The sequence below is a fragment of the Bacillus sp. AG4(2022) genome (assembly GCF_031844465.1).
Lineage (GTDB): Bacteria > Bacillota > Bacilli > Bacillales > Cytobacillaceae > Bacillus_AB > Bacillus_AB infantis.
Window position 1 is genome coordinate 217,717 of record NZ_JAUZVH010000006.1, and the last position, 26,481, is coordinate 244,197.

22 protein-coding genes and 1 other RNA gene are annotated in these 26,481 nt (G+C 46.3%); 21 read left to right on the forward strand and 2 right to left on the reverse strand.

Features of this window, described 5'->3' with window-relative positions:
• The first annotated feature begins 124 nt into the window (after positions 1-124).
• The 6 genes from Q9R36_RS17325 to Q9R36_RS17350 all read left to right on the forward strand — a co-directional run bounded on the left by Q9R36_RS17325 (position 125) and on the right by Q9R36_RS17350 (position 6,089).
• Positions 125-871 carry an alpha/beta hydrolase gene (locus Q9R36_RS17325; RefSeq protein WP_009793082.1) on the forward strand — a complete coding sequence of 249 codons (747 nt, stop codon included), beginning with the start codon at positions 125-127 and terminating at the stop codon, positions 869-871.
• A gap of 27 nt (positions 872-898) precedes the next feature.
• A complete protein-coding gene (rnr, locus tag Q9R36_RS17330; RefSeq protein WP_148948926.1) occupies positions 899-3,241 on the forward strand; it encodes a ribonuclease R in 2,343 nt (780 codons plus the stop codon).
• Between the two features lie 115 nt (positions 3,242-3,356).
• A complete protein-coding gene (smpB, locus tag Q9R36_RS17335; RefSeq protein WP_009793084.1) occupies positions 3,357-3,824 on the forward strand; it encodes an SsrA-binding protein SmpB in 468 nt (155 codons plus the stop codon).
• Between the two features lie 176 nt (positions 3,825-4,000).
• Positions 4,001-4,359: a transfer-messenger RNA gene (ssrA, locus tag Q9R36_RS17340) on the forward strand.
• A 287-nt stretch (positions 4,360-4,646) separates the two neighbouring features.
• A complete protein-coding gene (locus tag Q9R36_RS17345; RefSeq protein WP_311225620.1) occupies positions 4,647-5,105 on the forward strand; it encodes a DUF2269 domain-containing protein in 459 nt (152 codons plus the stop codon).
• Between the two features lie 84 nt (positions 5,106-5,189).
• Positions 5,190-6,089: a helix-turn-helix domain-containing protein gene (locus tag Q9R36_RS17350; RefSeq protein ID WP_009793087.1), complete on the forward strand. Its 900-nt coding sequence runs from the start codon at positions 5,190-5,192 to the stop codon at positions 6,087-6,089.
• A 37-nt stretch (positions 6,090-6,126) separates the two neighbouring features.
• On the opposite strand, the gene Q9R36_RS17355 is transcribed toward Q9R36_RS17350, so the two are convergent.
• Positions 6,127-6,666, reverse strand: a complete 540-nt coding sequence (locus Q9R36_RS17355) for a flavodoxin family protein (RefSeq protein WP_311225621.1) — start codon at positions 6,664-6,666, stop codon at positions 6,127-6,129.
• Between the two features lie 130 nt (positions 6,667-6,796).
• On the opposite strand from Q9R36_RS17355, the gene Q9R36_RS17360 reads away from it, so the two are divergent.
• The 9 genes from Q9R36_RS17360 (at position 6,797) to Q9R36_RS17400 (ending at position 19,443) form a co-directional block, all read left to right on the forward strand.
• Positions 6,797-7,123 (forward strand): thioredoxin family protein, encoded by a 327-nt coding sequence (locus Q9R36_RS17360; RefSeq protein ID WP_129613369.1) that lies wholly within the window; start codon positions 6,797-6,799, stop codon positions 7,121-7,123.
• A 242-nt stretch (positions 7,124-7,365) separates the two neighbouring features.
• The gene (gene opuFA / locus Q9R36_RS17365; protein WP_311225622.1) at positions 7,366-8,322 is read left to right on the forward strand and encodes an osmoprotectant update ABC transporter ATP-binding subunit OpuFA; all 957 of its coding nucleotides are present in this window, start codon (positions 7,366-7,368) and stop codon (positions 8,320-8,322) included.
• Entirely contained in the window at positions 8,315-9,832 is a 1,518-nt protein-coding gene (gene opuFB / locus Q9R36_RS17370) for an osmoprotectant update ABC transporter permease/substrate-binding subunit OpuFB (RefSeq protein ID WP_253618316.1), read from the forward strand. Before opuFA ends, opuFB begins: the two co-directional genes overlap by 8 nt.
• A 143-nt stretch (positions 9,833-9,975) precedes the next feature.
• On the forward strand, positions 9,976-10,128 hold the full coding sequence (locus tag Q9R36_RS17375) for a DUF1540 domain-containing protein (protein WP_009793092.1): 153 nt from the start codon (positions 9,976-9,978) through the stop codon (positions 10,126-10,128).
• Positions 10,129-10,299: 171 nt separating this feature from the next.
• Entirely contained in the window at positions 10,300-11,859 is a 1,560-nt protein-coding gene (locus Q9R36_RS17380; RefSeq protein WP_311225623.1) for a histidine kinase N-terminal 7TM domain-containing diguanylate cyclase, read from the forward strand.
• Positions 11,860-12,735: 876 nt separating this feature from the next.
• Positions 12,736-13,881, forward strand: a complete 1,146-nt coding sequence (locus Q9R36_RS17385; RefSeq protein ID WP_009793096.1) for an ABC transporter ATP-binding protein — start codon at positions 12,736-12,738, stop codon at positions 13,879-13,881.
• Positions 13,874-15,427, forward strand: coding sequence for a glycine betaine ABC transporter substrate-binding protein (locus Q9R36_RS17390; protein ID WP_311225624.1), 1,554 nt, complete (start codon positions 13,874-13,876; stop codon positions 15,425-15,427). The genes Q9R36_RS17385 and Q9R36_RS17390 overlap by 8 nt, the downstream gene beginning before the upstream one ends.
• Positions 15,428-15,847: 420 nt before the next feature.
• Entirely contained in the window at positions 15,848-16,309 is a 462-nt protein-coding gene (locus Q9R36_RS17395) for a MarR family winged helix-turn-helix transcriptional regulator (protein ID WP_311225625.1), read from the forward strand.
• A 2-nt stretch (positions 16,310-16,311) separates the two neighbouring features.
• Positions 16,312-19,443, forward strand: a complete 3,132-nt coding sequence (locus tag Q9R36_RS17400) for an MMPL family transporter (protein ID WP_311225626.1) — start codon at positions 16,312-16,314, stop codon at positions 19,441-19,443.
• A gap of 152 nt (positions 19,444-19,595) precedes the next feature.
• Here the strand turns inward: Q9R36_RS17400 and Q9R36_RS17405 are convergent, their stop codons facing one another.
• Positions 19,596-21,293 carry a methyl-accepting chemotaxis protein gene (locus Q9R36_RS17405; protein ID WP_311225627.1) on the reverse strand — a complete coding sequence of 566 codons (1,698 nt, stop codon included), beginning with the start codon at positions 21,291-21,293 and terminating at the stop codon, positions 19,596-19,598.
• Between the two features lie 259 nt (positions 21,294-21,552).
• On the opposite strand from Q9R36_RS17405, the gene Q9R36_RS17410 reads away from it, so the two are divergent.
• The 6 genes from Q9R36_RS17410 to Q9R36_RS17435 all read left to right on the forward strand — a co-directional run bounded on the left by Q9R36_RS17410 (position 21,553) and on the right by Q9R36_RS17435 (position 26,458).
• Entirely contained in the window at positions 21,553-22,272 is a 720-nt protein-coding gene (locus tag Q9R36_RS17410) for a hypothetical protein (RefSeq protein WP_311225628.1), read from the forward strand.
• A 15-nt stretch (positions 22,273-22,287) separates the two neighbouring features.
• Positions 22,288-22,683: a GntR family transcriptional regulator gene (locus Q9R36_RS17415; protein WP_009793102.1), complete on the forward strand. Its 396-nt coding sequence runs from the start codon at positions 22,288-22,290 to the stop codon at positions 22,681-22,683.
• Positions 22,684-22,685: 2 nt separating this feature from the next.
• Positions 22,686-23,558, forward strand: a complete 873-nt coding sequence (locus Q9R36_RS17420) for an ATP-binding cassette domain-containing protein (protein WP_311225629.1) — start codon at positions 22,686-22,688, stop codon at positions 23,556-23,558.
• A complete protein-coding gene (locus tag Q9R36_RS17425) occupies positions 23,555-24,496 on the forward strand; it encodes an ABC transporter ATP-binding protein (RefSeq protein WP_311225630.1) in 942 nt (313 codons plus the stop codon). Before Q9R36_RS17420 ends, Q9R36_RS17425 begins: the two co-directional genes overlap by 4 nt.
• A 34-nt stretch (positions 24,497-24,530) precedes the next feature.
• Positions 24,531-25,694, forward strand: a complete 1,164-nt coding sequence (locus Q9R36_RS17430; RefSeq protein ID WP_311225631.1) for an ABC transporter permease — start codon at positions 24,531-24,533, stop codon at positions 25,692-25,694.
• 176 nt (positions 25,695-25,870) lie between these two features.
• Positions 25,871-26,458 (forward strand): sterol desaturase family protein, encoded by a 588-nt coding sequence (locus Q9R36_RS17435; protein WP_156917063.1) that lies wholly within the window; start codon positions 25,871-25,873, stop codon positions 26,456-26,458.
• Positions 26,459-26,481 lie beyond the last annotated feature (23 nt).

Consider the following 26,481-nt stretch of genomic DNA (forward strand, 5'->3'; position numbering starts at 1 on the left):
ACGGAATATTTTTCCTGCAGCTGCCGATAAGCCGTTTTAGTGGATTGTTGGGCGCGGCTTTGCTAAAAATAAGGAAGCTGAACTTATCAAAGAAATCATTTACATAGCAAAAGGAGTTTTCAAAATGAAGATTGTTGCACCGAAACCATTTACCTTTGAAGGCGGAAAAAGGGCTGTCCTGCTTTTGCACGGCTTTACAGGCAATACTGCGGATGTCAGGATGCTTGGACGGTTTTTGCAGACCAAGGGGTATACCTGCCATGCGCCACAGTATAAGGGACACGGGGTGCCGCCTGAAGAGCTGGTCCATACCGGACCTGAGGACTGGTGGAAGGATGTTATGGAAGGCTATGAGCTGCTGAAGGGACAGGGCTATGAAGAGATTGCAGTTGCCGGGCTTTCGCTTGGCGGGGTATTTTCCTTGAAATTAGGTTACACTGTTCCTATAAAGGGTATCGTTCCAATGTGTGCACCAATGTATATTAAGAGCGAGGAAGTCATGTATCAGGGCATCCTTCACTATGCCAGCGAGTATAAGAGGCTTGAAGGCAAATCCCCTGAGCAGATTGAACAGGAAATGGCTGAATTCAGGAAAACTCCGATGGAGACACTTAAAGCGCTGCAGGAGCTGATCGCCGATGTGAGGAATCATGTGGATATGATCTATTCCCCAACCTTTGTGGCTCAGGCCCGTCATGATGCCATGATCAATACCGACAGCGCGAACATCATCTTCAGCGAAGTGGAGAATGATAATAAAAAGCTGAAATGGTATGAAGAGTCCGGCCACGTCATCACATTGGACAAGGAAAAGGATCAGCTGCATGAGGATGTATATCAGTTCCTGGAATCGCTGGATTGGACTGTTTAAATCCTTTATTTAGGAGGGATAGCATAGATGGAAAATAATATTAAGCAAATCGTGGATAAGCTTCTCCACTTTATGAAAGATGAAGCATATAAGCCACTGACCGTCCAGGAGATGGAAGAGGCATTCGGAATCGAGGATTCTTCCGATTTTAAAGACTTTGTGAAGGCCCTTGTGGTCATGGAGCAGAAAGGGCTTGTTGTCCGGACACGGAGCAACCGCTACGGCCTGCCGGACAGGATGAATCTGATCAAAGGTAAGCTGTCCGGCCATGCAAAAGGCTTTGCTTTTGTCATTCCTGAAGAGCCTGGCCTTGATGATATCTTTATACCGCCGAATGAGACGAATAATGCTATGCATGGCGATATTGTCCTTGCAAGGGTTTCTTCTGAATCTTCCGGCCAGAGGCGTGAAGGGACGGTCGTGCGCATTCTCGAACGAGGTGTCCAGCAGATTGTCGGGACATATGTTGAAAGTAAAAATTTCGGCTTTGTGCTCCCGGACGACAAAAAGTTCACCAGCGATATTTTTATCCCGAAATCAGCTTCTAAAGGGGCAATAGAAGGACATAAGGTCGTTGTCAAGCTGACGACGTATCCGGAGGGGCGCAAGAGTGCTGAAGGGGAAGTCCTTGAGATCCTTGGCCATAAAAATGATCCAGGCGTGGATATCCTGTCTGTCATCCACAAACATGGGCTGCCGATGGAATTCCCGAAAGAAGTGCTGGAGCAGGCGAATGATACACCTGACAGCATTGATGAAAGTGAAATCAAGAACCGGCGCGATCTCCGCGACCAGACAATCGTCACGATTGACGGCGCTGATGCGAAGGACCTGGATGATGCGGTAACTGTTACAAAGCTTGAAAACGGAAACTATAAGCTCGGAGTACATATTGCCGATGTGACGTATTATGTGCGCGAGAATACACCGATCGATCAGGAAGCGGAAGAACGGGCGACAAGTGTTTACTTGGTGGACCGGGTCATCCCGATGATCCCGCACAGATTATCCAATGGCATCTGTTCCCTTAATCCGCAGGTTGACCGCCTGACCCTTTCCTGTGAAATGGAAATGGACAGCTCCGGTGAAGTGGTTAATCATGAAATCTTCCAGAGTGTCATTAAAACAACAGAGCGTATGACTTATCATGACGTTAACAAGATCTTGACCGATAAAGACGAAGAGCTGATGAAGCGCTATGAGCCGCTTGTCCCGATGTTTCAGCTTATGGAAGAGCTGGCAGCGGTGCTCCGCAAGAAACGGATGGGCCGCGGCGCCATCGACTTTGATTTTAAAGAGTCAAAGGTTCTTGTTGATGAAGAAGGAAAGCCAAGTGATGTCGTACTCCGCGAACGTTCTGTGGCAGAGCGCCTCATCGAGGAATTCATGCTTGCAGCCAATGAAACGGTCGCCGAGCATTTCCATTGGATGGATGTGCCGTTCATCTACCGTATTCACGAAGATCCGAAGGAAGATAAGCTGAGAAGATTCTTCGAGTTTATTACAAACTTCGGTTACATTGTAAAAGGCACGGCAAACTCTGTGCATCCGCGCGCCCTCCAGGAAATCATTGAAGAGGTGCAGGGTACACCTGAGGAAATGGTAATTTCGACCGTCATGCTGCGCTCGATGCAGCAGGCGAAATATGATCCTGAGAGCCTCGGCCACTTTGGACTGTCGACTGAGTTCTATACTCATTTCACATCACCGATCCGCCGGTATCCGGACTTGGTTGTCCACAGGCTCATCCGCACCTACCTGATTGAAGGCGATTTAAGCCAGGCAACAAGAGAGCGGATGAATTCAAGGCTTCCTGATATTGCCGAGCATTCCTCCAATATGGAGCGCCGCGCGGTCGAAGCTGAAAGGGAAACAGATGAGCTGAAGAAAGCAGAATATATGGCTGATAAAATTGGCGAAGAATATGATGGCATCATCAGCTCAGTTACAAACTTCGGCATGTTCGTCGAATTGCCGAACACGATTGAAGGTCTGATCCATGTCAGCTATATGACGGACGATTATTACCGCTATGATGAACGCCATTTCGCGATGATCGGCGAGAAAACCGGCAATGTGTTCCGGATTGGCGACGAAATTACAGTACGCGTCATTAATGTCAACAAAGATGAGCGCTCCATAGATTTTGAAATCGTCGGCATGAAAGGCCCCCGGAAGCGTGATGATCGGGATGCGCCGCGAGTGTTCAAGACGGGCAGCACAGAAAAGAAGCCGCGCAGAGGCAAAGCAGGCGAAGGCCCAAAAGGACGCAGCGGCAGCTCGAAAGGCAAAAGCGGCGGACCTGCCCGGAAAGAGAAAAAGCACTTTGAAAATGCGCCAAAAGCCAAGCGTAAGAAAAAGAAACGCTAAAAAGCTGGAACCCGGAGAGCCATCCAAGTGGCTCTCCTTTCCGATATAGGGTCATGATTGTTGCTGGGAGAGATTTTTGTTAAAATCAGTGTAAGAGATCGAGGGGGAAATTCATATGCCAAAGGGAACGGGCAAGGTTATCGCCCAAAATAAAAAAGCGTATCATGATTATTTTATAGAAGACACCTATGAAGCGGGAATCGTCCTGCAAGGTACAGAGATTAAGGCTATCCGGGCAGGAAGGGTGCAGCTGAAGGATTCTTATGCAAGGATCATCAGCGGGGAGGTATTCCTGATCAACATGCATGTCAGCCCTTATGAGCAGGGGAACCGGTACAACCATGATCCGCTCAGAACCAGGAAGCTTCTGCTTCATAATAAAGAAATCAGCAAGCTGATCGGCGAAACAAAGGAAGCCGGTTATTCTATCGTACCGCTGAAAATGTATTTGAAAAATGGTTTTGCGAAAGTTTTGATCGGCCTGGCCAAGGGTAAAAAGAATTATGATAAACGCGAAACCTTGAAAAAGAAAGAAGCAGGCCGGGATATTGAGCGGGCATTCCGCGAACGGCAGAAAATGTAAATCCAAGACTTAACAATTGATATCCGTGCTGTATATGATATAATAAGTATTGTAGCAGCGATGCTATCTGACTTACGCTCCTCTATTTCGAGCGCTCCTGGCGTCAAACCGAGTAGCAGAATAAGATTCGCACCGGCTCTCAGCGGAAATGATGCGTTATGCACATTGCCCAATATGGGGACGTTACGGATTCGACAGGGATAGTTCGAGCTTAGGTTGCGAGTCGAGGGGATCGGCCTCGTTAAAACGTCAAAGCCTATAACTGGCAAACAACAAAACAACTTCGCTCTAGCTGCCTAATAGCGCTAAGCGGTTCCTCCCTCCATCGTCCATGTGGTAGGGTAAGGGACTCACTCTAAGTGGACTACGCCGGATTCCACCGTCTGAGGATGAAGGAAGAGAACAACCAGACTAGCTGCACGGACGCCTGTCAGCAGGCATAAGATGCAGCGAAACGCAAATATGCTGACTACACTCGTAGAAGCTTAAGTGGCGATGTTTCTGGACGTGGGTTCGACTCCCACCGTCTCCACCATACATACTTTGGTGGATTAAATCTTAAATTATAAAGCCTGGATTTTCCTGATGGAGGATTCAGGCTTTTTTATTTGCTTAAAAAACCTCCATATATACCTTCTTCGCATAAGAAAACACATGCCAATTTCCTTATAAACACCCTCATGATAATGGTCGTTCATGTATATGACTCAATAAAATAGAAAAATTACCCATTAAATTGGTAAGAAATACTCATATTTTAACAAAAATGTATTATTATACAAGAGAGATATAAAATATTTAGTTTGAAAGGGGAACTTATCTTTGACTTTTTATTCCATCCTGCTTACAGTGCATATCATTGCCGCAGTGTGCGGCCTTGGCGCTGCTTTTGCGCAGCCCATCATTTCAAAGGCTCCAAAAACGGTTTCACAGGCTATGCTTTGTATTTCAATCAATGAGAGAGTAGAGAAGCTCGCAAAATACGGGAGTATTATACTATTGATCACCGGTTTGATTTTTGGAGCTTTGAATCCTGCTTTATTCAAACAGGTCTGGTATATCATTTCCATCATAATCTTTATATCTGTTCAGCCGATTGTAGCAGCAGTACTGCCGAAGAAAGTCAAAGCACAGCAGGAGCTTCTTGCTAATCATGAAGGCAAGGACGAATCACTGCCTGACTCTTACCACCGCATAAACAAAGAACAGCAGCCATTCACCTTATATACACATTTAGCAGCAGTTGTTTTGATTGTTCTAATGGTAATGAAGCCATTTTAATATGAGCTGACCGCGGATAAATCATTTCTATTTTGCTGGATTTATTGCTATTCTACAATAAAAGATAATCCAGGACGTGATAGTTTGAATATTTTTGGCAGCAATCTTGGGAAAAAAATTAAAGATTTAAGAGTTTCAAGAGGGCTTAAGCAGAGTGAACTGTCTGAAGGCATCTGCACACAGGCGCAGATCAGCAAGATTGAGCGGGGGGATATCATCCCGCTTTCTTCCACTCTTTATCTTATCGCCCGGAGGCTTGGAGTGGATATTTCCTATTTTTTCGGGATGAACGGCATTGCCAGCAATGAGTATGTTGAAGAAGTAATGACACAGCTGTATAATGCCCGGAAAAAGCTGGAGTATGACCAGGTAAGGGATATTGTTAAAGTCGAGGAAAAGAATCCTAGAATTCTGGAAAATCCCGAATACCACCAGGTGCTTCTCTGGAATAAAGGAATCTACACCTTTTACTTGGAAAAAGATTTTGAGAGAAGTATTTCAATATTGCAGGAAGCGATTGATCTTACCCATAAAAATGCTTCGATCTGGACGGAATCCGAGCTCGAGATTTATATCAGCATGGGCATTTTCCACTATGATATAAAAGAATTCCAGCAGTGCTATGATTTGCTGAAAAAAGCGTCTCAGGTTATTAAAGAGCTGCCGCAGCTGCAAAATAAGGATTTGAAAACTAAAGTACTGTATAATCAAGCAAGAAGCTTATGGGCCCTTCAACAATATAAAGAGGCAATAGAGTGCTGCTATAAAGGCATTAACTGGTGCGTGAAGGCGAATCTGCTGGACTATTTAGGGGAGCTCTATTATTATCTGAGCATAAGCTATGAAGGCTTAAAAGAATACAATCAGGCGATTGAGCACTATGATATAACGATTAGCATTTTTAAAGCGCAGAAGGATGATAGATTCGTTTCTTTCATTGAAGGCAAAATCGAGAATATTAATAAGTCAGTGAAGAAATCTTAGCAGAAAAGGACCTGCCCTCCCAGCAGGTCCTTTTCTATTATGAGCGCAATCCTTTATTCCAAACCTCTGCCTTGGCCAGCGCAATCTGGTCTTCCTTCACCTCGCCGGGCTTGACGCCTGCGCCGATGATATAGTCTGCAAATTCCATGCCGACAAATTCAAATATGTATTCAAATTGCTGGATGAGCGGCAGTCCCTTGATTTTTGCGCTTGTGCCGCCTGTTACGGCTACATAAGCTTTTTTTCTGGCAAGCTCTTCTTTTAAATTAAAGCGCTCGTCGCGAAGATACTGTGACCATCTGTCAAAAAAATTCTTCATTGGGCCGCTCATACCATACCAGTACAGGGGAGTAGCAAACAGGATGACATCATGGCTGAAAATCAGCTCAATCAATTCGTCATAGTCATCGTGGACCGGATCAAAACCGCCTTCAGCATGGCGCTGGTCGTGGATGGCTTCAATATGCTTATCAGCCAGGTGAACAACAGTATGGTCTGTTCCTTCAAGAATTTTTCCTGCCAAATATTCTGAGTTACCATTTTTGCGGGTGCTTCCCAGCAAGCATAAAGTTTTCATCGTTACATGCTCCTCACTTGTGTTCTTTTATGCTTAAGTGTAACACGGAAATACCTTATTTTCGAAGGAAAGCAAGTTTGAGGATAAGCAGAAACGTTTTGTATATAATGAGGGCAGGAGGTTGATGAGAATGGCAAATTTGATCAAAACAGAAAAAGAATTCAGGGAAATAATCGGCAGCGGGGAAACAGTGACTGTAAAGTTTTTTGCGGGCTGGTGCCCGGACTGCAAACGGATGGATATGTTCATGCCGAGCGTGCTGGAGGAATTTCAGGAGTTTCCTCTATATGAGCTGAACAAAGACGAACTGCCTGATTTGGCTGCCGAATATAATGTGATGGGCATTCCGAGTCTGCTGGTATTCAAGAACGATGAAAAGCTTGGGCATCTTCACAGCGCAAATGCGAAGACACCGGAACAGGTATCAGAATACCTTGGCGAGTATTATAGCAAATAAACAAATAAAGGCCGGGAGACTGCTCCCGGCTTTTTTACTTTTTGTAAGAGAACTGAGAATTGAAGCTGGCAGTGAAAAATGCTATGTTTGGAAAAATGGGCAACAGGGTAGGTAATAGAGTTAATGGAGTGAGGTGGTTAAATTTTCCTGGGTGCAGGAGCCGCAGACAGCTCAAAAAAGGCAATAATAAAAATGGTGTTTATACATAAAGAGTAAACAGGACGATGAAAAGGAGAGAAGCCATGATAGAGTTTGAGGGTGTGACAAAAGAGTACCCCGGCGGAACGAAGGCGGTAGAGTCCCTGGATTTTACGATAAAGAAAGGGGAATTCTTCGTGCTGATCGGGCCAAGCGGGTGCGGGAAGACAACGACGCTCAAGATGATCAACCGGCTGATCGATCTCACGAAGGGAACGATCAGGATAGAGGGGAAAAGGATCAGTGAGTATGATATCCATGAATTACGATGGAGCATCGGCTATGTGCTGCAGTCAATCGCGCTCTTTCCGCATATGACGATCGAAGAAAATATCGCTATAGTCCCGGAATTGAAAAAATGGGAGCGGGAAAAGATCCGCAAGCGGGCGGCAGAGCTGCTGACTATGGTCGGGCTGGAGCCGGATGTATATTTGACGAGGAAGCCGAGCGAGCTTTCCGGCGGGCAGCAGCAGAGGATCGGTGTTATCCGTGCCCTCGCAGCCGACCCTGAAATCATTCTGATGGACGAGCCTTTCAGTGCACTTGACCCTTTAAGCAGGGAAAAGCTGCAGGATGATCTTCTGGATCTGCAGCGCAATATTAAGAAGACGATCGTGTTTGTGACGCATGATATGCAGGAAGCTCTTAAACTGGGAGACAGAATTTGCGTCATGAAGGAAGGGAAGATTGTGCAGCTGGCTGCGCCTGAGGAAATCATTGCAAATCCGGCAGATGAATTTGTGCGTGAATTTGTCGGTGCGCAGGCTGGAGGCGGCCGCGAGATTACAGCTGAAAAAATGATGAAAGCCGGATATGCCGAAAGTGTGTCTTCTGAAGCGGTCGCAGCTTCGGCCAGTTTAAAGGAAGTGCTGGAACTGCTGACTGACAGGGAAGAGATACCTGTTGAAAAAGACGGGACCATCGTCGGTTCAATCAGCCGCAGGGAAGCCATCAGGCATGTGGCGGGAAGCTTAGGAGAAAGGGGGGCTCTAAATGAATGATTTGGCCGGTGTTTTTAAAGAGAGGCAATCAGAGCTTTTCAGTGCACTCATTGAACATATACAAATCTCATTCATTGCGCTTTTCTTCGCTGTCCTGATTTCAATCCCGCTCGGAATTTATCTGACGCGGCATAAAAGAGCAGCTGAGGCAGTCATCGGCGTTACAGCGGTGCTGCAGACCATTCCTTCCCTCGCCTTGCTAGGGCTCCTTATCCCGCTGTTCGGGATCGGGAAAGTGCCTGCAAGCATCGCGCTGATCGTCTATGCACTTCTGCCGATTTTGAGGAATACGTACACAGGCATAAAAGAAGTGGAGCCTTCGCTTATTGAAGCGGCAAGGGCCATGGGGATGAACAGCTGGAAACGGCTTATTAAAGTTGAATTGCCTCTATCCATGCCAGTGATCATGGCAGGGATCAGGACGGCAATGGTCCTGATCGTCGGGACAGCAACGCTTGCAGCTTTGATCGGTGCAGGAGGCCTTGGGGATATCATCCTTCTCGGGATTGACCGGAACAATACATCCCTCATTGTACTGGGAGCAATCCCGGCAGCGCTGCTGGCCATATTATTTGACCTGCTGCTGAAAAGGTTCGAAAAGATTTCATTCAAAAAATCACTGATCCCGCTCGGGGCGATTGCCCTTGCAGCCATTATCATCATGGTTCTGCCGTTTGTTTCAGGCAAGGGAGAAAAAGATCTCGTGATTGCCGGAAAGCTTGGCTCTGAACCGGAGATCCTGATCAATATGTACAAACTCCTCATTGAAGAGGAAACGGATATGAGCGTTGAATTGCAGCCAGGGCTTGGCAAGACTTCTTTTGTGTTCAATGCACTCCGTTCAGGTGATATTGATATCTACCCTGAGTTCACAGGAACAGCCATTTCGGAATTTTTAAAAGAAACGGCAGTGAGCACAGACCGGCAGGAAGTATATGAGCAGGCAAGGGACGGCATGTCAGAAGAGTTTGAACTGGAGATGCTGGAGCCGATGGACTATAACAATACATATGCACTGGCTGTGCCGGAAGAGCTGGCTGCACAATATGGACTTGAAACGATCTCAGATGTAAAAGCGGTTCAGCAGAATATCAACCCGGGCTTTACGCTGGAGTTTTCCGACAGGGAAGATGGCTACCGGGGTATTCAAAAGCTGTATGGCATAGAGTTTCCTAATGTGAAAACAATGGAGCCTAAGCTTCGCTATAGTGCCGTTGAAACCGGCGATATCAATATGGTGGATGCCTATTCGACGGACAGTGAGCTGGAAGCCTACAATCTGAAGGTGCTTGAAGATGATAAAAATCTGTTTCCGCCTTATCAGGGGGCTCCCCTTTTAAAGAAAGAGACGCTTGATGATCATCCGGAAATCGCGGATGCTTTGAACAAGCTGGCAGGAAAAATCACAGACGACCAGATGCGGGAAATGAACTATAAAGTCAATGTTGATGGAATGAGTGCTGAAGATACAGCCAGGGAATTCCTGAAAAATGAAGGGCTTATAGAGTAGCGGCATACTGAATCAGGTGACCGGCAGCCCCGCGGGTTCCGTTTAAAAGCGTTTAAAATGCCTCTATACGGGAATAGACTATTAAGTGCTACTTAATCAGAAACACTAGTCTCACTTTACAAATCTCACAGGAGGTGGTTAGAGTGGCACAGGATGTATTATGTGAAGTAGTCAATTGCAAGTTTAACCGCAACGGCAGGAAATGCGGGGCGGATGAGATTTTTGTCGGGGCGATCACCGGAAAGAAAGCGAGCACCAATGAAGAAACCGACTGTAAAACTTTTGAGCCTCAATAAGCACTATGGCAGCCTTGGATGAAGGCTGCCGCTACATAACGGCCTGCCGGACAAAAGTCCAGGCAGGTTTTTTCTGATTACAACTAAACAAAATTCCATCTTTCCGGTTTATATTCTTTTTCTATCCGGGTTATGGTACCATTAAAGCAAAAAATTAACCTGGTGAATATAATGAACTCAGATATTTTCAGCTATATGGTTCTGATCTCTGTATCCGGAGTCCTGACAAGCATTTTGGGCATGTATGCCTTTGCTAAAAGAAAGACCTTTTCAGCCGGCAAAACCTTTGTCTGGATAGCGGTTACCTCGGCCATCTACATATTCGGGCATGCTTTTGAACTGACAGCTGATTCGCTGGCAGAAATCAAGTTCTGGATTGCCTTTCAATATGCGGGCCTGCCCTTTATTTCCCCTATCACATTAGTCATGATCATGAGATTCACAGGTTTGGACAGATATTTGACCACCCTCAATCTTATTCTTTTATACACCATTCCTTTCATCAGCATGGTTATGGTGCTGACAAATGATTGGCATGGCCTTTTTTACACCGGATATCATCTGCACCGGGAGGGGTCATATCTGCTTGTAGATATGGATGTTGGCTTTTGGTATGTGATTCATGGCAGCTTTACCTTCGGCAGCCTTTTTGCAGGGGCTTGCATGGTTGTATGGTATTGGAAGAGGGCAGGATTCGCCTACAGAAGGCAGCTGATGACCATGTTCGCGGGACTGACGATCCCCATGACAGCCTCTTTCCTTTATTTAATGGGATATTCCCCTTACGGCATGGATCCTGTTCCGATGGTGATGTGCCTGACATCCTTTTTATATTTGCGCGCCTTTTTTATGGACAGGCTGACAGCCGCACCGATCGCAAAGGAACGGGTCTTTGAAAGCATGAGAGATGGTGTTCTCGTTTTTGCCCAGGATGATGGACTTGTGGACTTTAACCCGGCTGCAGAGGAAATGCTGCCAGGGCTTGATTCCAGCTCAATCGGTGAAAAGATGAAGGTAGTTCTCCAGCCGGCTGCAGCATATTCAGGGACCGGGGCTGATGGCGGCAGCTATTCCGGCATCCATAAGTTTGAGAGCGAGGCAGAAACTTATATCCAGATCCATTCTTTCCCGATAAAAAAAAGCAGCGGCGAATTGGCCGGTACTACGGTGATCCTCAGCAATATCACCCAGGAAGTACAGCTAAGGCAGAAACTGGAGGAGCTTGCTTTTAAAGATGGGCTGACAGGCATTTATAACCGGACCTATTTCATTGAGCAGAGCGGCAGGCTTCTTAAGGAAGCGGAAGCTGCCGGGGGAACCATGTCAGTCATTTTGTTTGATATCGATTATTTTAAGAATATCAATGATCAGTATGGACATCTGCAGGGCGATGAAGCGCTTCGGCATATAGCGCGGGTCAGCGGAAGCCTGCTGGGGGGAGGTTCAATTTTTGCACGCTACGGAGGAGAGGAATTTGTCATCTGCCTTCCTGGTGCCGATCTAGAGTCAGCGGCTGATCAGGCGGAAAAAATCAGGGCCGGAATCGAAGAGGTTTTTCTGCCTTCTGAAACGGGAATGATTTCATTGACCGCGAGTTTTGGAGCGGCAGAAGCAGCACCGGGAATGACGCTCGAACGGCTGCTTCACAATGCAGACACTGCTTTATATCAATCAAAAAATGGAGGCAGAAACAGAGTTACATGCTGCGAATCACCTGTTTCCGTATCCTAGCCTGGCTGCCTTAATGGCGGCCTTTTTTGCTTTATTAAGCCGGGACTGAAATTGCGGAAAACGTGCTGGATTCCAACATGGAAAAGCTGGCTGATGGTGATTAATTGGCAAATAAATGGCGTGGCGTGCAGATGAGTTAAAAAAGAGTCTGTTTAGCAGGGGGGATATTCAATCGGCAGAATATTTGGCCGATTCGGTAGAATCCTTGTCCAATTTGGTAGAATATAAGCTCAATTGGTGAAATTAAAGTCGGATTTGGTAGAATCCATGTCCGTTTGATTAAAAAACAATATGTAAGCTGGCAGTTATTGTGCTGTGTTTTTAAATCGCAGCTTCATTCACTAAGAAACCACTGAAAATTGAATTCAGCATCAAGTTAAAACAGTCGTTATTTCAAATAAATTTGAAAAACTGTGTCATTTATGTTTACAATTAAATAGAGATGGGTAAAAAGTTGGACTATATAAAGGAGGGAAGGCTACAAAGAATTATTGCTATTGGGATTTCATTTTTTTGCATCAGCCCTGTTTAGGGCAGGCAGCTCTGGCGGTCTCCACCGCATCATGCTGCTGAGTATTTGGGAACGGCGAAAGCCTGCTCAATACATTGATTTGCTGAATCCGCGATTTTATGGCCAAAATCCTCAGCGCCATATAAGGCAAATCAATCTTTCAGGATCTACCTGTCTTTGAAATTCCCGCATTTATCTGCATCTGCTAATCGCAGAACTCTTGTCTAATACCATTTTGCAAATCCAATAGTATATACCTGGCTGCTTATGATGCTACAGCCTGTTTTTTCTGTGCATTCATTCAAGCTGCCTGTTTTGGGCATGTTAAACCTAGCAGCACTACATAATGAAAGAGGCGTTGATTATTGATTACGTTTAAGCATGTAGGAAAGAAATATCCGGATGGCTTTGTTGCCCTCAAGGATATTGATTTCCATATAGAAGAAGGGGAACTGGTTGCCCTGATCGGGCCGAGCGGCTGCGGAAAGACGACAACCATGAAAATGATCAACCGGCTTATTGAGCCGTCCAGCGGCCAGATTTTTATCAATGGAGAAGACATATCCAAAAAGGATCCTGTGAAGCTGCGCAGGGATATCGGCTATGTGATCCAGCAGATCGGCCTGCTTCCCCATATGACCATTGAAGATAATATTACACTTGTTCCGAGGCTTAAAGGCTGGGAGAAGGAGCAGTACTCCGATAAAGTGGACGAATTACTGGAGCTTGTCGGCCTGGATCCGAAAGAATACCGGACCCGGTTCCCCGGCGAGCTGTCGGGCGGACAGCAGCAGCGTGTAGGCGTTATCCGCGCCCTGGCGGCAGAACCGCCCATCATCCTTATGGACGAGCCTTTCAGCGCACTGGATCCGATCAGCCGTGAGCAGCTGCAGGATGAGCTGGTCAAGCTGCAGGAAACCATCAAAAAGACCATTGTGTTTGTCACCCACGATATGGATGAGGCCATTAAAATCGCCGACCGGATTGCCATTTTAAAAGACGGAGAGATCATCCAGTTCGATACGCCGGAAAGAATTCTGCGTTATCCAAAGAATGAGTTTGTCAAAGGCTTCATAGGCGAAGACCGCCTGAATGACGCTGAGAACGGACAGCCTGCTGCTGCTGACCTGATGCTCAGGAAGGTTATTACAGCGCGTCCAGGCAGGGGTCTGGCACAGGCGTTGAAAACGATGAAAACATATAAGGTTGACTCACTTTTTGTAGTGAATGGCGAGAATGAGCTTCTCGGCATTGCAACCATTGATGATGTCGAAAAAAATTACGCCGAGGAAGAAAAAACGCTTGGCGATATTATGAGCGCGGACTATCAGTCAGTACTCGTTGATGCACCTTATAATGAGGTTGCTGAGCTGTTTGCCAAAGGGTCCCTTTACATTCCCGTCCTTGAGGGCGGAAAGCTTGCCGGGCTTATCACAAGGTCCACGATGATGAGAGGCCTGGCGGGGATGAAAATTTCATCACCGGCTGAAGGGGGCACTATAAATGAATGATAATTTCTTTGTACTCGTTGTTGATATTTTTAAAAATAGATGGCCTGAAATTCTGGAAGCCCTTCAGCAGCATTTATTTTTGTCGGTTGTTTCCATTGTGATAGCAGCAGCCATATCCCTGCCTTTGGGCATCTTTATTTCGCGGAGGAAGAAGCTGGCTGAGCCGATCATTGGCATTACATCCATCTTCCAGACGATTCCGAGCCTTGCGCTGTTCGGATTCTTGCTTCCCCTGTTCGGGATAGGAAATGTAACGGCGATCATCGCCTTGACTGTGTATGCTTTGCTGCCTCTTTTAAGAAATACATATACAGGCATCAATGGTGTAGACCAGTCTGCCGTTGAGGCAGGACGCGGCATGGGGATGACAAGCAACCAGATCCTCAGGATGATTGAGCTTCCTCTTGCATTGCCGATCATCATGGCAGGACTGCGGACAGCGGCCGTTCTGACAATCGGGGTGGCGACCCTGGCCGCATTCATAGGGGCAGGCGGCCTTGGGGACCTGATATACAGGGGCCTGTCCACAGCCCGCAATGAGCTCGTGCTTGCAGGTGCGATCCCTGCAGCGGTCCTTGCGATTGTCATTGATTTGATCCTAAAAAGGATTGAAATTGCCACCGACCCGCGCAGAGGCAGGAAGGTGAACTGGAAAAAGATTTCCTTAGTCCTCATTCCTATTGCTGCGCTGGCATTGTTCTTTGGACTCAGGGGAGGCAATGAGGAAGATACCATCGTCCTTGGCGGGAAAAGATGGACAGAGCAGTATATCCTCCCTCATACCCTGTCAGAATATATTCAAGATCAGACAGATTATAATGTAAGGGTGCAGGAAGGGCTCGGAGATACCCCGATCCTGACCCAGGCCCTTCGAAAAGGCGATATTGATATGTATGTGGATTATACGGGGACTGGTCTCCTGACGATCATGAAGGAATCTTATAACCCGGAGGACAGCCCGGAGGATATTTATAACAAGGTAAAGGAAGGCTACAGCGAAGAATACCAGCTGGAGTGGATGGAGCCTTTAGGATTCCAGAACACATACGCCCTTGCAGTCAATCAGGAAACCGACAGTGAGTATGGTGCTGAAAAAATTTCCGACCTTTCTTCTGTGTCCTCGGAGCTCCAATTTGGGGGTCCTGCAGATTTTTACGAGCGTGAGGATGGATTTACCGCTTTCACTGAGGCATATAATCTCGATTTCAGCGAAAAGCGGACATTGGATGCAAACCTGATGTACTCCGCTGTACAGGAAGGGGAAGTAGATGCCATCCCTGCCTTTACCACAGACGGGCGGATTGTCCGCTTCGGCCTGAAGGTGCTTGAAGATGACAGGCAATTCTTCCCGCCATACTATGCAGCACCAATCATCCGCCAGGAAACACTGGCAAAATATCCAGAGCTTGAAGAAGTCATCAACAGGCTCGGCAACCAGATTTCCGAGGAAGAAATGGCTGAAATGAATGCCAGAGTCGACCTCGACAAAGAAAACCCGCGCGAAGTAGCAATCGACTTTCTGAAACAGAAAAACCTAATCGACTAAGCAAATAAAAGACAGCAGGGGTACGGAATAATCTCATTCCGTACCTCTTTTTTTTTGATTGTTCAACAGCCTTGGTTACATAAGCTAAACGAGTTTCAAAAACCTGTTGATTGCAGTGGAAGGCACGAAGACTCCAGCGGGATTGCAGCGGAAATGTTGAGACCCCGCAGCGCGCAGCGTGAGGAGGCTCAACTCCGCCCCGCGGAAAGCGAAGTGCCTGGAACGGAAATCAACACCCATAACAAGCAGATACCTGAAAAACCTCTTTTTTTACAGAAATAGTTCAATTATAGGAAATCCATTTGAGTTCAATTTTTACTCAAAAACTCCCCCTTGACAGAAAAATACAATTAAGATAAATTAGTTAAAGTGTTGAATTATTAAAGGGTAGAACTTTATAGCGGGAGAGGTGAATAATGCATGCCGCATGAGAATATAAAAGACTTAGTGGACCGGTACATATCCGTTTCCTTCTCAGTAAACAAGACGGGCGAAAACCTGGTAAAGTGCCAGCTAGGGGATGAACTGACGAATGACCAGCATTACACGCTCAGATACATCCACCATTCAGAGAACTGCACGTCAACAGAATTGGCTGAGGTGTTCGATGTCAAAAAAAGTGCGATCACGGCCATCATTAACAGACTGTTTGAGAAGGGCCTGATCGAACGGACCCGTGATGAAAAAGACCGCAGGGTCGTGTACTTGACGCTTTCTGAAAAAGGCAGGGAGCTTTTTTTGGAAACGGAAGAGCGCATCAACAAGCTGGTTGAATCTTTTATCAAAAAATTTGACCAGCAGGAGATAGAGCAGTTTATCACAACCTATGAAAAACTGGGCAGTATTCTGCTTGAAATTAAAGATCAACAGGTGGAGGAATAGGCGTGTATACAATAATCAAGAGAAAATGGTTTGTCCTGATTGCATGGATCGCAGTTATTGCCGGATTGTTTTTCCTGGCCCCTAATATGGCTGATCTTGTCCGTGAAAAAGGGCAGGTGGATGTGCCGGAGGAATACTCCTCCAAGCTGGCCGGCCAGATCATGGACGAAGTGCAGAAGCAGGAAGGCGGAGGCGATGAGACCTCTGTGGCCCTTGTTTTCCATGATGATAAAAAGCTGTCGGCAGATCAGATCAAAGAAGCTGAGAAAGCCATCAATGATCTGGAAGCAAATAAAGAGGAGCTTGGGATCACGCAGATCCTCTCCCATTTTACAGAAGAAAACCTGAAAGACCAGCTTGTTTCCGATGACGGGAAGTCGATTCTCGCATCATTGAGCATCAGCTGGAACGGCCGCGAAGCAGGCGAACTGAGCGATGCTCTGTATGAAACCATTGAAGATGCGGATGTTGACCATTATTATACGAGCAACTGGATGATCAATGAAGATCTGACCACCAGCTCTGAGGAAGGCCTGAAGAAAACAGAGGGGATTACCGTTGTGTTCATCCTCGTTGTCTTGTTCCTGGTATTCCGCTCTATCGTGGCGCCGGTCATTCCGCTGCTGACTGTCGGATTTTCATATCTAGCTTCACAATCGATTGTATCGATCCTGGTGGATAAAGTGGATTTCCCGATTTCCAACTATACGCAGATCTTCCTGGTGGCCGTCCTTTTCGGTATCGGGACTGATTACTGTATCCTGCTGCTGAGCCGGTTTAAAGAAGAATTGGCTCACAGTGAATCAACGGCAGATGCGATTGTTGCGACGTATAAGAATGCCGGCCGCACCGTATTTTTCAGCGGATTGGCGGTTATGATCGGCTTTGCGGCCATCGGGTTCTCCCAGTTTAAGCTGTATCAGTCAGCCTCAGCTGTTGCCGTAGGGGTAGCGCTGCTGCTGATCGCCCTGTTCACGGTAGTGCCATTCTTTATGGCTGTGCTCGGCCAAAAGATCTTCTGGCCTTCAAAAAGCACGGCAGAGCATGGTGAAAGCAAGCTTTGGGGTACTGTCGGGCGCTTCTCGCTTGCACGCCCATTCATTGCCCTGTTCATAGTTGCGGCGGTTTGTGTGCCGTTCCTTGTGGTGTATGACGGAGATCTTTCCTATAACTCCCTGGAGGAAATCAGCGGGGATGTACCGTCCATCAAGGCATTTGATGCCATCAGCGGCAGCTTTGGCCCTGGTGAATCAATGCCGACGCAAATTGTGCTCCAGAACGATGAGCGGATGGATTCAGCTGAATACATCGCTCTCGCAGAAAAAATCAGCCAGGAGCTGGAAAAAGTGGACTTGGTCGATACTGTCCGGTCTGTAACAAGGCCGACAGGTGAGCCGATTGAAGATTTCTTCGTCTCCAAGCAGGCCGAAAGCCTTGAAGATGGCCTGGGCGAAGGAAAAGACGGACTTGAACAGATCAGCGACGGGCTACAGGAAGCAGGAAGCGAACTGTCTAAATCAGAGCCGGAGCTGGATCAGGCTGTTTCAGGCATCGGTACATTGATATCAGGAACAGGCGAAATTCAGAATGGCCTTTCTGAAATTCAAACCAATCTGGCCAAAATTGAAGACGGCCTCCGCCAGGGCACAGCCGGATCCACTGAGCTGAAAAAAGGGCTGGAGAAGACAAAAGCCGGCGCGGAAGAGCTTCTTGTAAATTATAAAAAATTACTTGGAGGATATCAGGAAGCGGCAGACGGGTTAAGCGGTCTGCAAGCTAAATATAATGATATTGGTACAGGATTAAACGGTCTTTCAAAAGCCCTTGCAGACATTACAGCAGATGATTTTGCTGTACTGGAAGATAATTATCAGGGAATAGCTGAAAATGATTCTTACAAAAAAATTAAAGGAACTGTGCAGAATGTACAGGCAAATATTACACCTCTGGCAGAAGGCTTGACACAGCTGAATGACGGTCTTGGGGGTGTCAAGGACGGACTTAACACAGCAAACAAAGGTTTTGGTCAGGCAGTCGGTTTCCAGCAGGATTTGTCCGAGGGAATTGGGCAGCTCATCACCGGCATCGAACAGCAGCAGGCCGGCCTCGAACAGCTGGCAGACGGGCAGGGCCAGATTGTCAATGGATTCCCGCAGCTGTCAAACGGACTTGCAGGCGTTAATGATGGCCAAAAGCAGCTGCTGGATGGCTTTGGCAGCCTCGGCGGCCAGCTGGGTGAGCTGACTGACGGCCTTAATCAGAGTGTGGATGGGCTGAATCAGGTATCAGACGGACTGGGTTCTGCACAGGACTATCTGTCCGGACTGTCGCAGTCAGATTCCCTGAATGCATTCTATCTGCCGGAAGAAGTCCTGGAAAGCGATGATTTCGACCAGGCGGTAGATGCTTATATGTCAAAAGACCGCAAAGTGATGACATTGGATGTTATTTTTGAAGCAAATCCGTATTCAAATGAAGCCATCAATCAGGTTCCGGAAATTAAGGATGCCGTGGAGAGGGCGACGAAGGATACAAAGCTTGAAAATGCTAAATTGGCATTGGGCGGAATTACAAGTACGAACGCAGATCTTGATGAGATGTCAGGCAAGGATTATTCCCGCACAGTCGTGCTGATGCTCGTCGGCATTTCTATCATTCTTGTATTCCTGTTCCGTTCTATTATTATGCCAGTCTATATTATCGGATCACTGATCCTGACTTATTACACGTCCATGGCGATGAACGAAGTGATCTTCGTGGATATTCTCGGCTATACAGGCATCAGCTGGGCAGTGCCGTTCTTCGGGTTCGTCATTCTTGTTGCGCTTGGGGTGGATTACAGCATCTTCCTTATGGACCGCTTCAATGAATATAAAGACCTTTCTGTAGCAGATGCGATGCTGATGGCGATGAAGAAGATGGGAACTGTCATCATCTCGGCAGTTGTCATCCTTGGCGGTACATTCGCGGCGATGATGCCATCCGGCATGCTGTCATTGCTGCAGATTGCCTCGATCATCCTGGTCGGACTCCTGTTGTATGCGTTCATCATCCTCCCTCTGTTTATCCCGGTGATGGTGAAAAACTTCGGCCAGGCAAACTGGTGGCCATTTAAAAGGGGAACAAATGAATAAAAGCTGTTAGCTTCTTGAGCACCGTCCTGCTAGGCAGGGCGGTGTTTCTTTATAAGCTCGCCTTTATGAACTGCTTACTTATTCCGTCTGTAGCAGGCTCATAGAAATATAAAAAACCACCCATAAAATATGAGTGGCTCTACTAGCACTGCTTAGATTTTAAATTTATCTACCACCTGCTTCAATTCTTCAGCCATTTGTGCCAATGCTTGGGCAGATGAATGGATTTCCTCCATTGATGCCAGCTGTTCCTCTGTTGATGCAGCAGCTTCTTCCGAAGTTGATGCGTTTTCCTGGGCCATCATCGAGATATCCATTGCTGCATTAGTCGCTTCATCTATACTGGCACTAATCTGCTGGACAGTGGCAGTAACCTGTTCAATCAGCGGGGTAATGTTTCTGGTGCTATTTAATATCCCGGCAAATTTTTCAGATGTTTGTTCTGAAACTTTTACGCCTTCTTCTGCATTTATTACAGCTTCATCCATGATTTTAACTGATTCTTCTGTATCCTGCTGTATTAGTGCAATCAGGTCAGCGATACTCTTTGTTGATGCTTGAGACTGCTCTGCTAATTTGCGCACTTCATCAGCTACCACTGCAAATCCTTTCCCATGCTCTCCGGCTCTTGCCGCTTCAATTGCCGCATTTAAAGCCAGCAGGTTTGTTTGATCAGCAATCCCGCTGATCACATCAGAGATTGAACCTATTTCTTTTGAACGGCTGGATAAAGAAGATATCACTCGGTTTGATCGCTTGATGGAATGGTGAATAAACTTCATTTGTTCTAGGCTATCTGTAACCTGTTTCTCCCCCTCTTCAGCCTCCTGAGTTGTCTTTCTTGAGAGCTCGGCCACATTAGCTGACCTTTCCGAGATATGTAAAATGCCCTGAAGCACTTCATTTAAGGCTTTTGAATTATTCTCCAGATTTATTGTCGTGGTTTCGGCTCCACCGGCAATTTCCTGTATGGCAGATGAAACTGTTTCGCTGGCTATGGTTGACTGTTCCGCACTCGCATTCAGCTGCTCAGCAGATGCAGCCACTAAATCAGAGTTAGAAGAGATGGAGCTGATCATGTCTCTGAGATTATTTTTCATTTCCTCGAAAGATTGATTTAAATCAAAAATTTCATCTTTATTCTTTAAATTCAATGTATCCACGTTTAAATTTCCGCCAGCTACCTGCTTGGCCAGACTGCCCAGTTTCGCAATTGGCCTGGTGATTAACACAGAGATAATAATCCCGCTGGCCAAAGCAATTAATGCAGCGGCTATGCTTAGAGAAAGCAATAACATTCGTGCTTTGCTGGATTGTTCCTGTGTTTCTTTAAATTTAACATCAAGAATGTCTTCTTTCAGCCAATCATGCATAGAAAGCGTGCTCTCTGTCAGATTATTGCTGATAGGGACAATTAATTTTAAGCCGTCAGCAATTGCTTTCTCCTTATCTATGCTGCTGTCATCCATGATTTGGTTAGCCAATTCCTTGAAGTTCTTATTTGCTTCCTGGATAGAGTTAAATCGATCCTGTGTTTCCTGCAGGGTAGCCAGCTCTCTTCCTTTGGCTATAGAAGCATTGATTCTTTCATTTGCCTGATTCATCATATCTCTGAAACTTTCACTGTCTTCATCATATAACAGGAAAGCACGGTAATAGCCTGTCTGCAGAGCAGCGTCTGTCTGGATGGATTGTGTCAGTGCTCTTACTTCAGCAACAGTTTCAACTACATAATCATAAGATTCATTTGAGTCTTTCATATTTTTGTATGAAATAAAGGATGCAATCCCAAAAATGAAGGACACAATTAGGAAGCTTCCTATTAATTTCTGCTTGATTGATAATTTCATTATGCAAACTCCTCTTTCTTTTAATTGGTCTGATTCACCAATTTATTATCGTCAAATAACTTTAATTGTTTAGGGTATCGGAAATTTTGACTTAAGCTTATCAGAGGATATCCTATCCGGATTTTTTAATAAGTGGTGAGTAGAAAAGGAACAAATGTTTTTGGTGTTTAAAAATTTTTAAAAACATTGGAAATAAAATACTAAATAACATATACTGTGTATATATATATAAACAGTATAACAGTGGGAGGAATCAAAATTGAATGAATGGAAAGAAGCAATGTGGCTCGTTAAGTTTGAACTGGGCAAATCAGCTAGAGGTTTTATACAGCTCATACTCAATACTGTCCTGTTTCTTGGGGTAACCGTTTTAGCTTTTTCGCTCGGTATTGGCAAAACTGCCATTGTGGATTTTATGTTTATGATCTTATTCGGATTCTCGGGGGCCTGGTCGAGGACAAAAGACTTCCAATCTCAAAAGGTGCAAAGAGATGTATGGGCCTCCCCTTATTTCATGACGCTGAGCCAGCTGCCGATCAGGAAAGGGATTTTGGTGAAAAGCCGTTTTTTGACTTATTTTATGACCGTTATCCCAGCACAGCTGATTTTCATGATTCTGCTGTACAGCTTTAGTCCAAGTCTGAACCATGAGCTGGGAATGGGCGGATTTGCTGCCTTTACTCTTATGTGGCTTGCTTTCAGCATTTTCTTTGGCCTGTCTTTCCCGGTAATGGAAGCTGGCGATATGATCAACCGCACCCGCATGGTCATTTACAGCATTATGCTGTATGGCGGAGGAATTGCAGCTGTCATCCTTTTCAATACCTACAGCAGCGGCCTTGTCGGCTGGACGATTATGGCCGCGGGGAGATGGCCATTATTTACTTCCGTGCTGGCGATAGCAGCGGCAGTGGCTTGCACGCTCTTCTATAAAAAATACATGCTGAAGAAAATGTCTACAATCGACTATCTGTCATAGAAAGGAGGAAACCGCTTGGAGCTTCCTATCAGATTATCCAAGGAATCCCGCGTTCCCATCTACCACCAGATTGAGGGCCAGATAAAAGCTTTGATTGCGAGCGGGGTGCTCCCGGCAGGATCGCCGCTACCGTCCATCCGCTCCCTCTCTAAGGATCTTGAGGTGAGTGTCATCACAACGAGAAGGGCTTATCAGGATCTTGAATATAAAGGCTTCATCACCACGATCCAGGGAAAGGGAACCTTTGTAGCCGAGGTGGCTGAATCGGAAAAGGCGGATGTTAAGCACAGTTCAGTCTACCAGGCACTCGAAAATGGCATCCGGACGGCCATGAGCTATGACTGCACACTTGAGGAAATAGAAGAGATTTTTCATAAAGTGGTAGAAAAAATTAAGAACGGGGAGGAATGAGCATGCTGCCAATAGAAATCACCGGACTTGAAAAAAATATAGACGGCTTCAAACTGGGCCCTTTGAATGCAAGCTTTGAGCCAGGGACCATCACAGCATTGATCGGCAATAACTCATCAGGAAAAAGCACCCTATTAAAATTAATGATGAATCTTGCCAAGAGAGACAAGGGAGATATCCTGATAAACGGACAATCGATTTCAGAGGGAGAGTCATGGAAGCAGACCATCGCTTATCAGCCCCAGACACTGAACGGCGTCAGCACGCTTACCGGATATGAGCTGTATTCACTTGTTTCGCGATGGTATCCTTCCTGGGATAAGCAGCTGTTCGACGAGATTGTAAACCTATTTTCGGTTCCCCTTGATAAGCCTTACGGAAAGCTTTCCCAAGGCGTCCAGCAGAAGCTTAATCTTGCATTGACCCTGCCCAGGGATACAGAGATTCTTCTTCTGGATGAACCGTCTGCCTCCATGGATATACCTGCAAAGCATCTTTTAATGGAAGTGCTTGCTAAGTGGATGGAGCGGGGAGATAAGACGATGATCATTGCGACCCATCAGGCAGAGGATATCCGCAAACTGGCCGATTATATCCTTTTTATGAAGGATGGAGAAATCACTGGCCATTTTGAAAAAGATGAATTGGCCCTCAAGTTTAAAAAGTATTGGGTGGGCCAGCTGCCGGATTCAAGCATACCGGGGGAAGTATCACGCCAGGGGGATCGGATGGTCATAACCTCGGCAGCCTTGGAAGCAGAACGTTATTTTAATAAAGCTGGCATTTCGATTTTGGAGGAAGAGGTGCCGGAGCTTGAGGAAGCGCTGACCATCATGCTTCAGCAGCCAAAACAGGAAAAGGGGTGGAGAGAGTGACCGGGAAGGTACTTTCTGTTGAAGGAATCGGCAAATCATATAAAGAAAAGCAGGTGCTGAAGGATATTTCTTTTTCGGTGCATGAGGGTGAGATCATGGCTATCCTTGGACCGAATGGCGCCGGCAAATCCACCTCGATCCGCAGCATCATGGGCATCATTCTGCCGGATGAAGGAGATATCACGTTTCACGGACATTCTTCAGGAAAAAGAATTCCCCGCCACCTGATCGGCTACCTGCCTGAAGAAAGGGGCCTTTATAAAAATGTCAAGGTGATGGATATGCTGCTCTATCTTGCGGAGTTAAAGGACTACCCATTGAAAAAGGCAAAAGAGCGGATTCTTGAGTATTTGGCTAAGTTCAATATGGAAGGTAAGGAGAAGGCCAAGCTGGAGGAATTATCCAAAGGGATGGGGCAGAAAATCCAGTTTATCGCCTCTGTCCTTCATGAGCCCCGCCTTCTCATCCTTGATGAGCCTTTTTCCGGGCTTGATCCAGTCAGCCAGGAGGTCTTCAAAAAGGAAATCAGGGAGCTTGCGGATAAAGGGACGGCGATTCTGCTTTCCTCGCATCAGATGAATATGGTGGAGGAAATGTGCGACCGGTTATTTATGATCCATAAAGGGCACAAGGTCCTTGCTGGAACGGTGGAAGAAGTGAAAAAAGAGTATGCGAACTATAAATGCACGATCCGCGGGGCAAATGGAGCGGCAATGCTGGAGAAAATCCCCCATGTGCAGAGGGTGGAGCAAAAAGGCGATATGTCAGTCCTTTATCTCGACAGCCATGTTCATCCAGCCAGGTGGCTGAAGCAGCTGCCTGAGGAGCTGGATGTCCACGAGCTGTCCATCGACCGTGTTTCCCTGCATGAAATATTCATAGACATTGCATCGGAAAAGCATCCTGTACAGAAAGAAGGTCATAGAATTGCGCAATAGCTTAAAGGTAGCCAAATGGGAGATAAAACGGAATTTGAAAAATAAATCCTTTGTCATTTCGCTTTTGCTGACTCCGTTAAGCTTCCTGTTTTTTTCCATATTGCCAGCCATGATGGACCGTTTCCAAAGCGAGCCCGAGCCGGTTAATGTAATAATAAAGGACGAACTGGGTATCTGGAATGGCACAGAAGGAATCATGGCAGGGCTTGATTGGGAAGTCGAGCTGACGAATGCCTCTGAAAGTGAAATTTTAAATAAGCTTGAAGCTGCTGAGAATACGATCTTTATTCCACTGACAAAGAACGGACTTGATGCTGGACGTTTCCCGATTTATATGAGTGAAGGAGTACCGGATGATGTTCTGCCGCAGGCGATGCTGCTGGAGCAACCCTTGCGCGCCTTTCAGCTGAGCCAGCTGGCACTTGATGAAGAGGAGATGGCAGCAGTCTCACAGGATATCAGTTTTGCAGCGGTTGATGCGAAGGAGACGGGCGCTGGAGAGGATATGTATGGTCAGCTGATCCCGGGAATCACTGCGGGTGTTGTCCTGTTTTCGGTTGTAATCTCGGGAATGATGATCTTCCAGAGTACGTCACAGGAAAAGAAAGATAAAATAGCTGAAATTATGCTGTCTTCTCTGACATCCGGTGAACTGATGCAGGGGAAAATCATCGGTTATTTTACTCTTGGCATCATTCAGGTGGCCGTCTGGCTTCTGTTCGTCATCCCGGCCGCATCATGGAGGCTCGATGTCCCGCTGATCCAGTATCTCGCAGCCCCGGAAACGTTGGTCCTTATGCTGTTTGCGATCCTTGGCTATCTGCTGTTTGCCGCAGTTTTTGCAGGGATGGGTGCAACCGTGGAAGATGTAAACTCTGCCAGCAATTTTCAGGGCTTTATACTGATGCTTCCTTTTGCACCGCTTTTATTAATCAAGCCGGTCTTTTCCGATCCTGAAGGAGTGATTGCAATCGCGGGCTCTTTTATCCCCTTCACAGCCCCGGGGATATGGATCATGAGGCTTTCCGTCATGGAGGAATGGCCATGGGGAGAAATCCTTCTTTCAGCAATCATCCTCCTGGCCAGTATTGCTTTACTGATGAAGGCGGCCGGGAAGATATTTAAGGTTGGCATTTTAATGCACGGCAAAAATGCCACTCCGCAGGAAATGTGGAAGTGGCTGAGTAAAGCGGATTAAAAAGCGAAAGCCTGGATAGACTCTATCCAGGCTTTTATCATTGCCTGATAAATATTCAGAAAATATTGACATATAATATCTCCAAGAATATATTGGACATATTAGACAGGAGTGTGAAGCAATTGAAAAGCAAAGGCATTTATAAGGATTTCTTTTTCCATCCTGATATCATCATCATGTCAGGCCTCTTTGCAGCCGGGCTCATTTGGTATATAGCAGTACTCGGTGCTGGCTGGCAGCTCCTTGCTTTTACAGCAGGGGGAATGCTTACATTTATGTTCAGTGAATATCTCACACACCGCTTCCTGTTCCATCTTAATCCGCCAAAGAATGCTCTGTTTCTGACTTTTTTAAAGCGCATTCACTATGACCACCACAAATATCCCAATGATTTAAAGCTGCTGTTTCTGCCGGTCTGGTACAGCCTGCCGAACTTATCGGTCCTTGCCCTCATCTTTTTCTTCCTTACTGGTTCGCTTCCTGATACGGTATCATTCAGCCTCGGCCTCGTGCTCATGCTGCTGATCTATGAATGGAAGCATTATGTAGCACACCGCCCGATCAAACCGAAATCCAAATTTGGAATATGGCTGAAAAAGACGCATATCCTTCACCATTTTAAAAATGAAAACTATTGGTATGGTGTCTCAACCCCTTTTGTCGATGCTCTGTTTGGGACGTTAAAGGATGAGAAGGAAGTGGAAACAAGCAAAACGGTGAAGGATCTGGAGGGCAGGAGCAGGGAAAAGAAGCTTTCATCCTGAAGAAATATGCTCATCAATGGAAA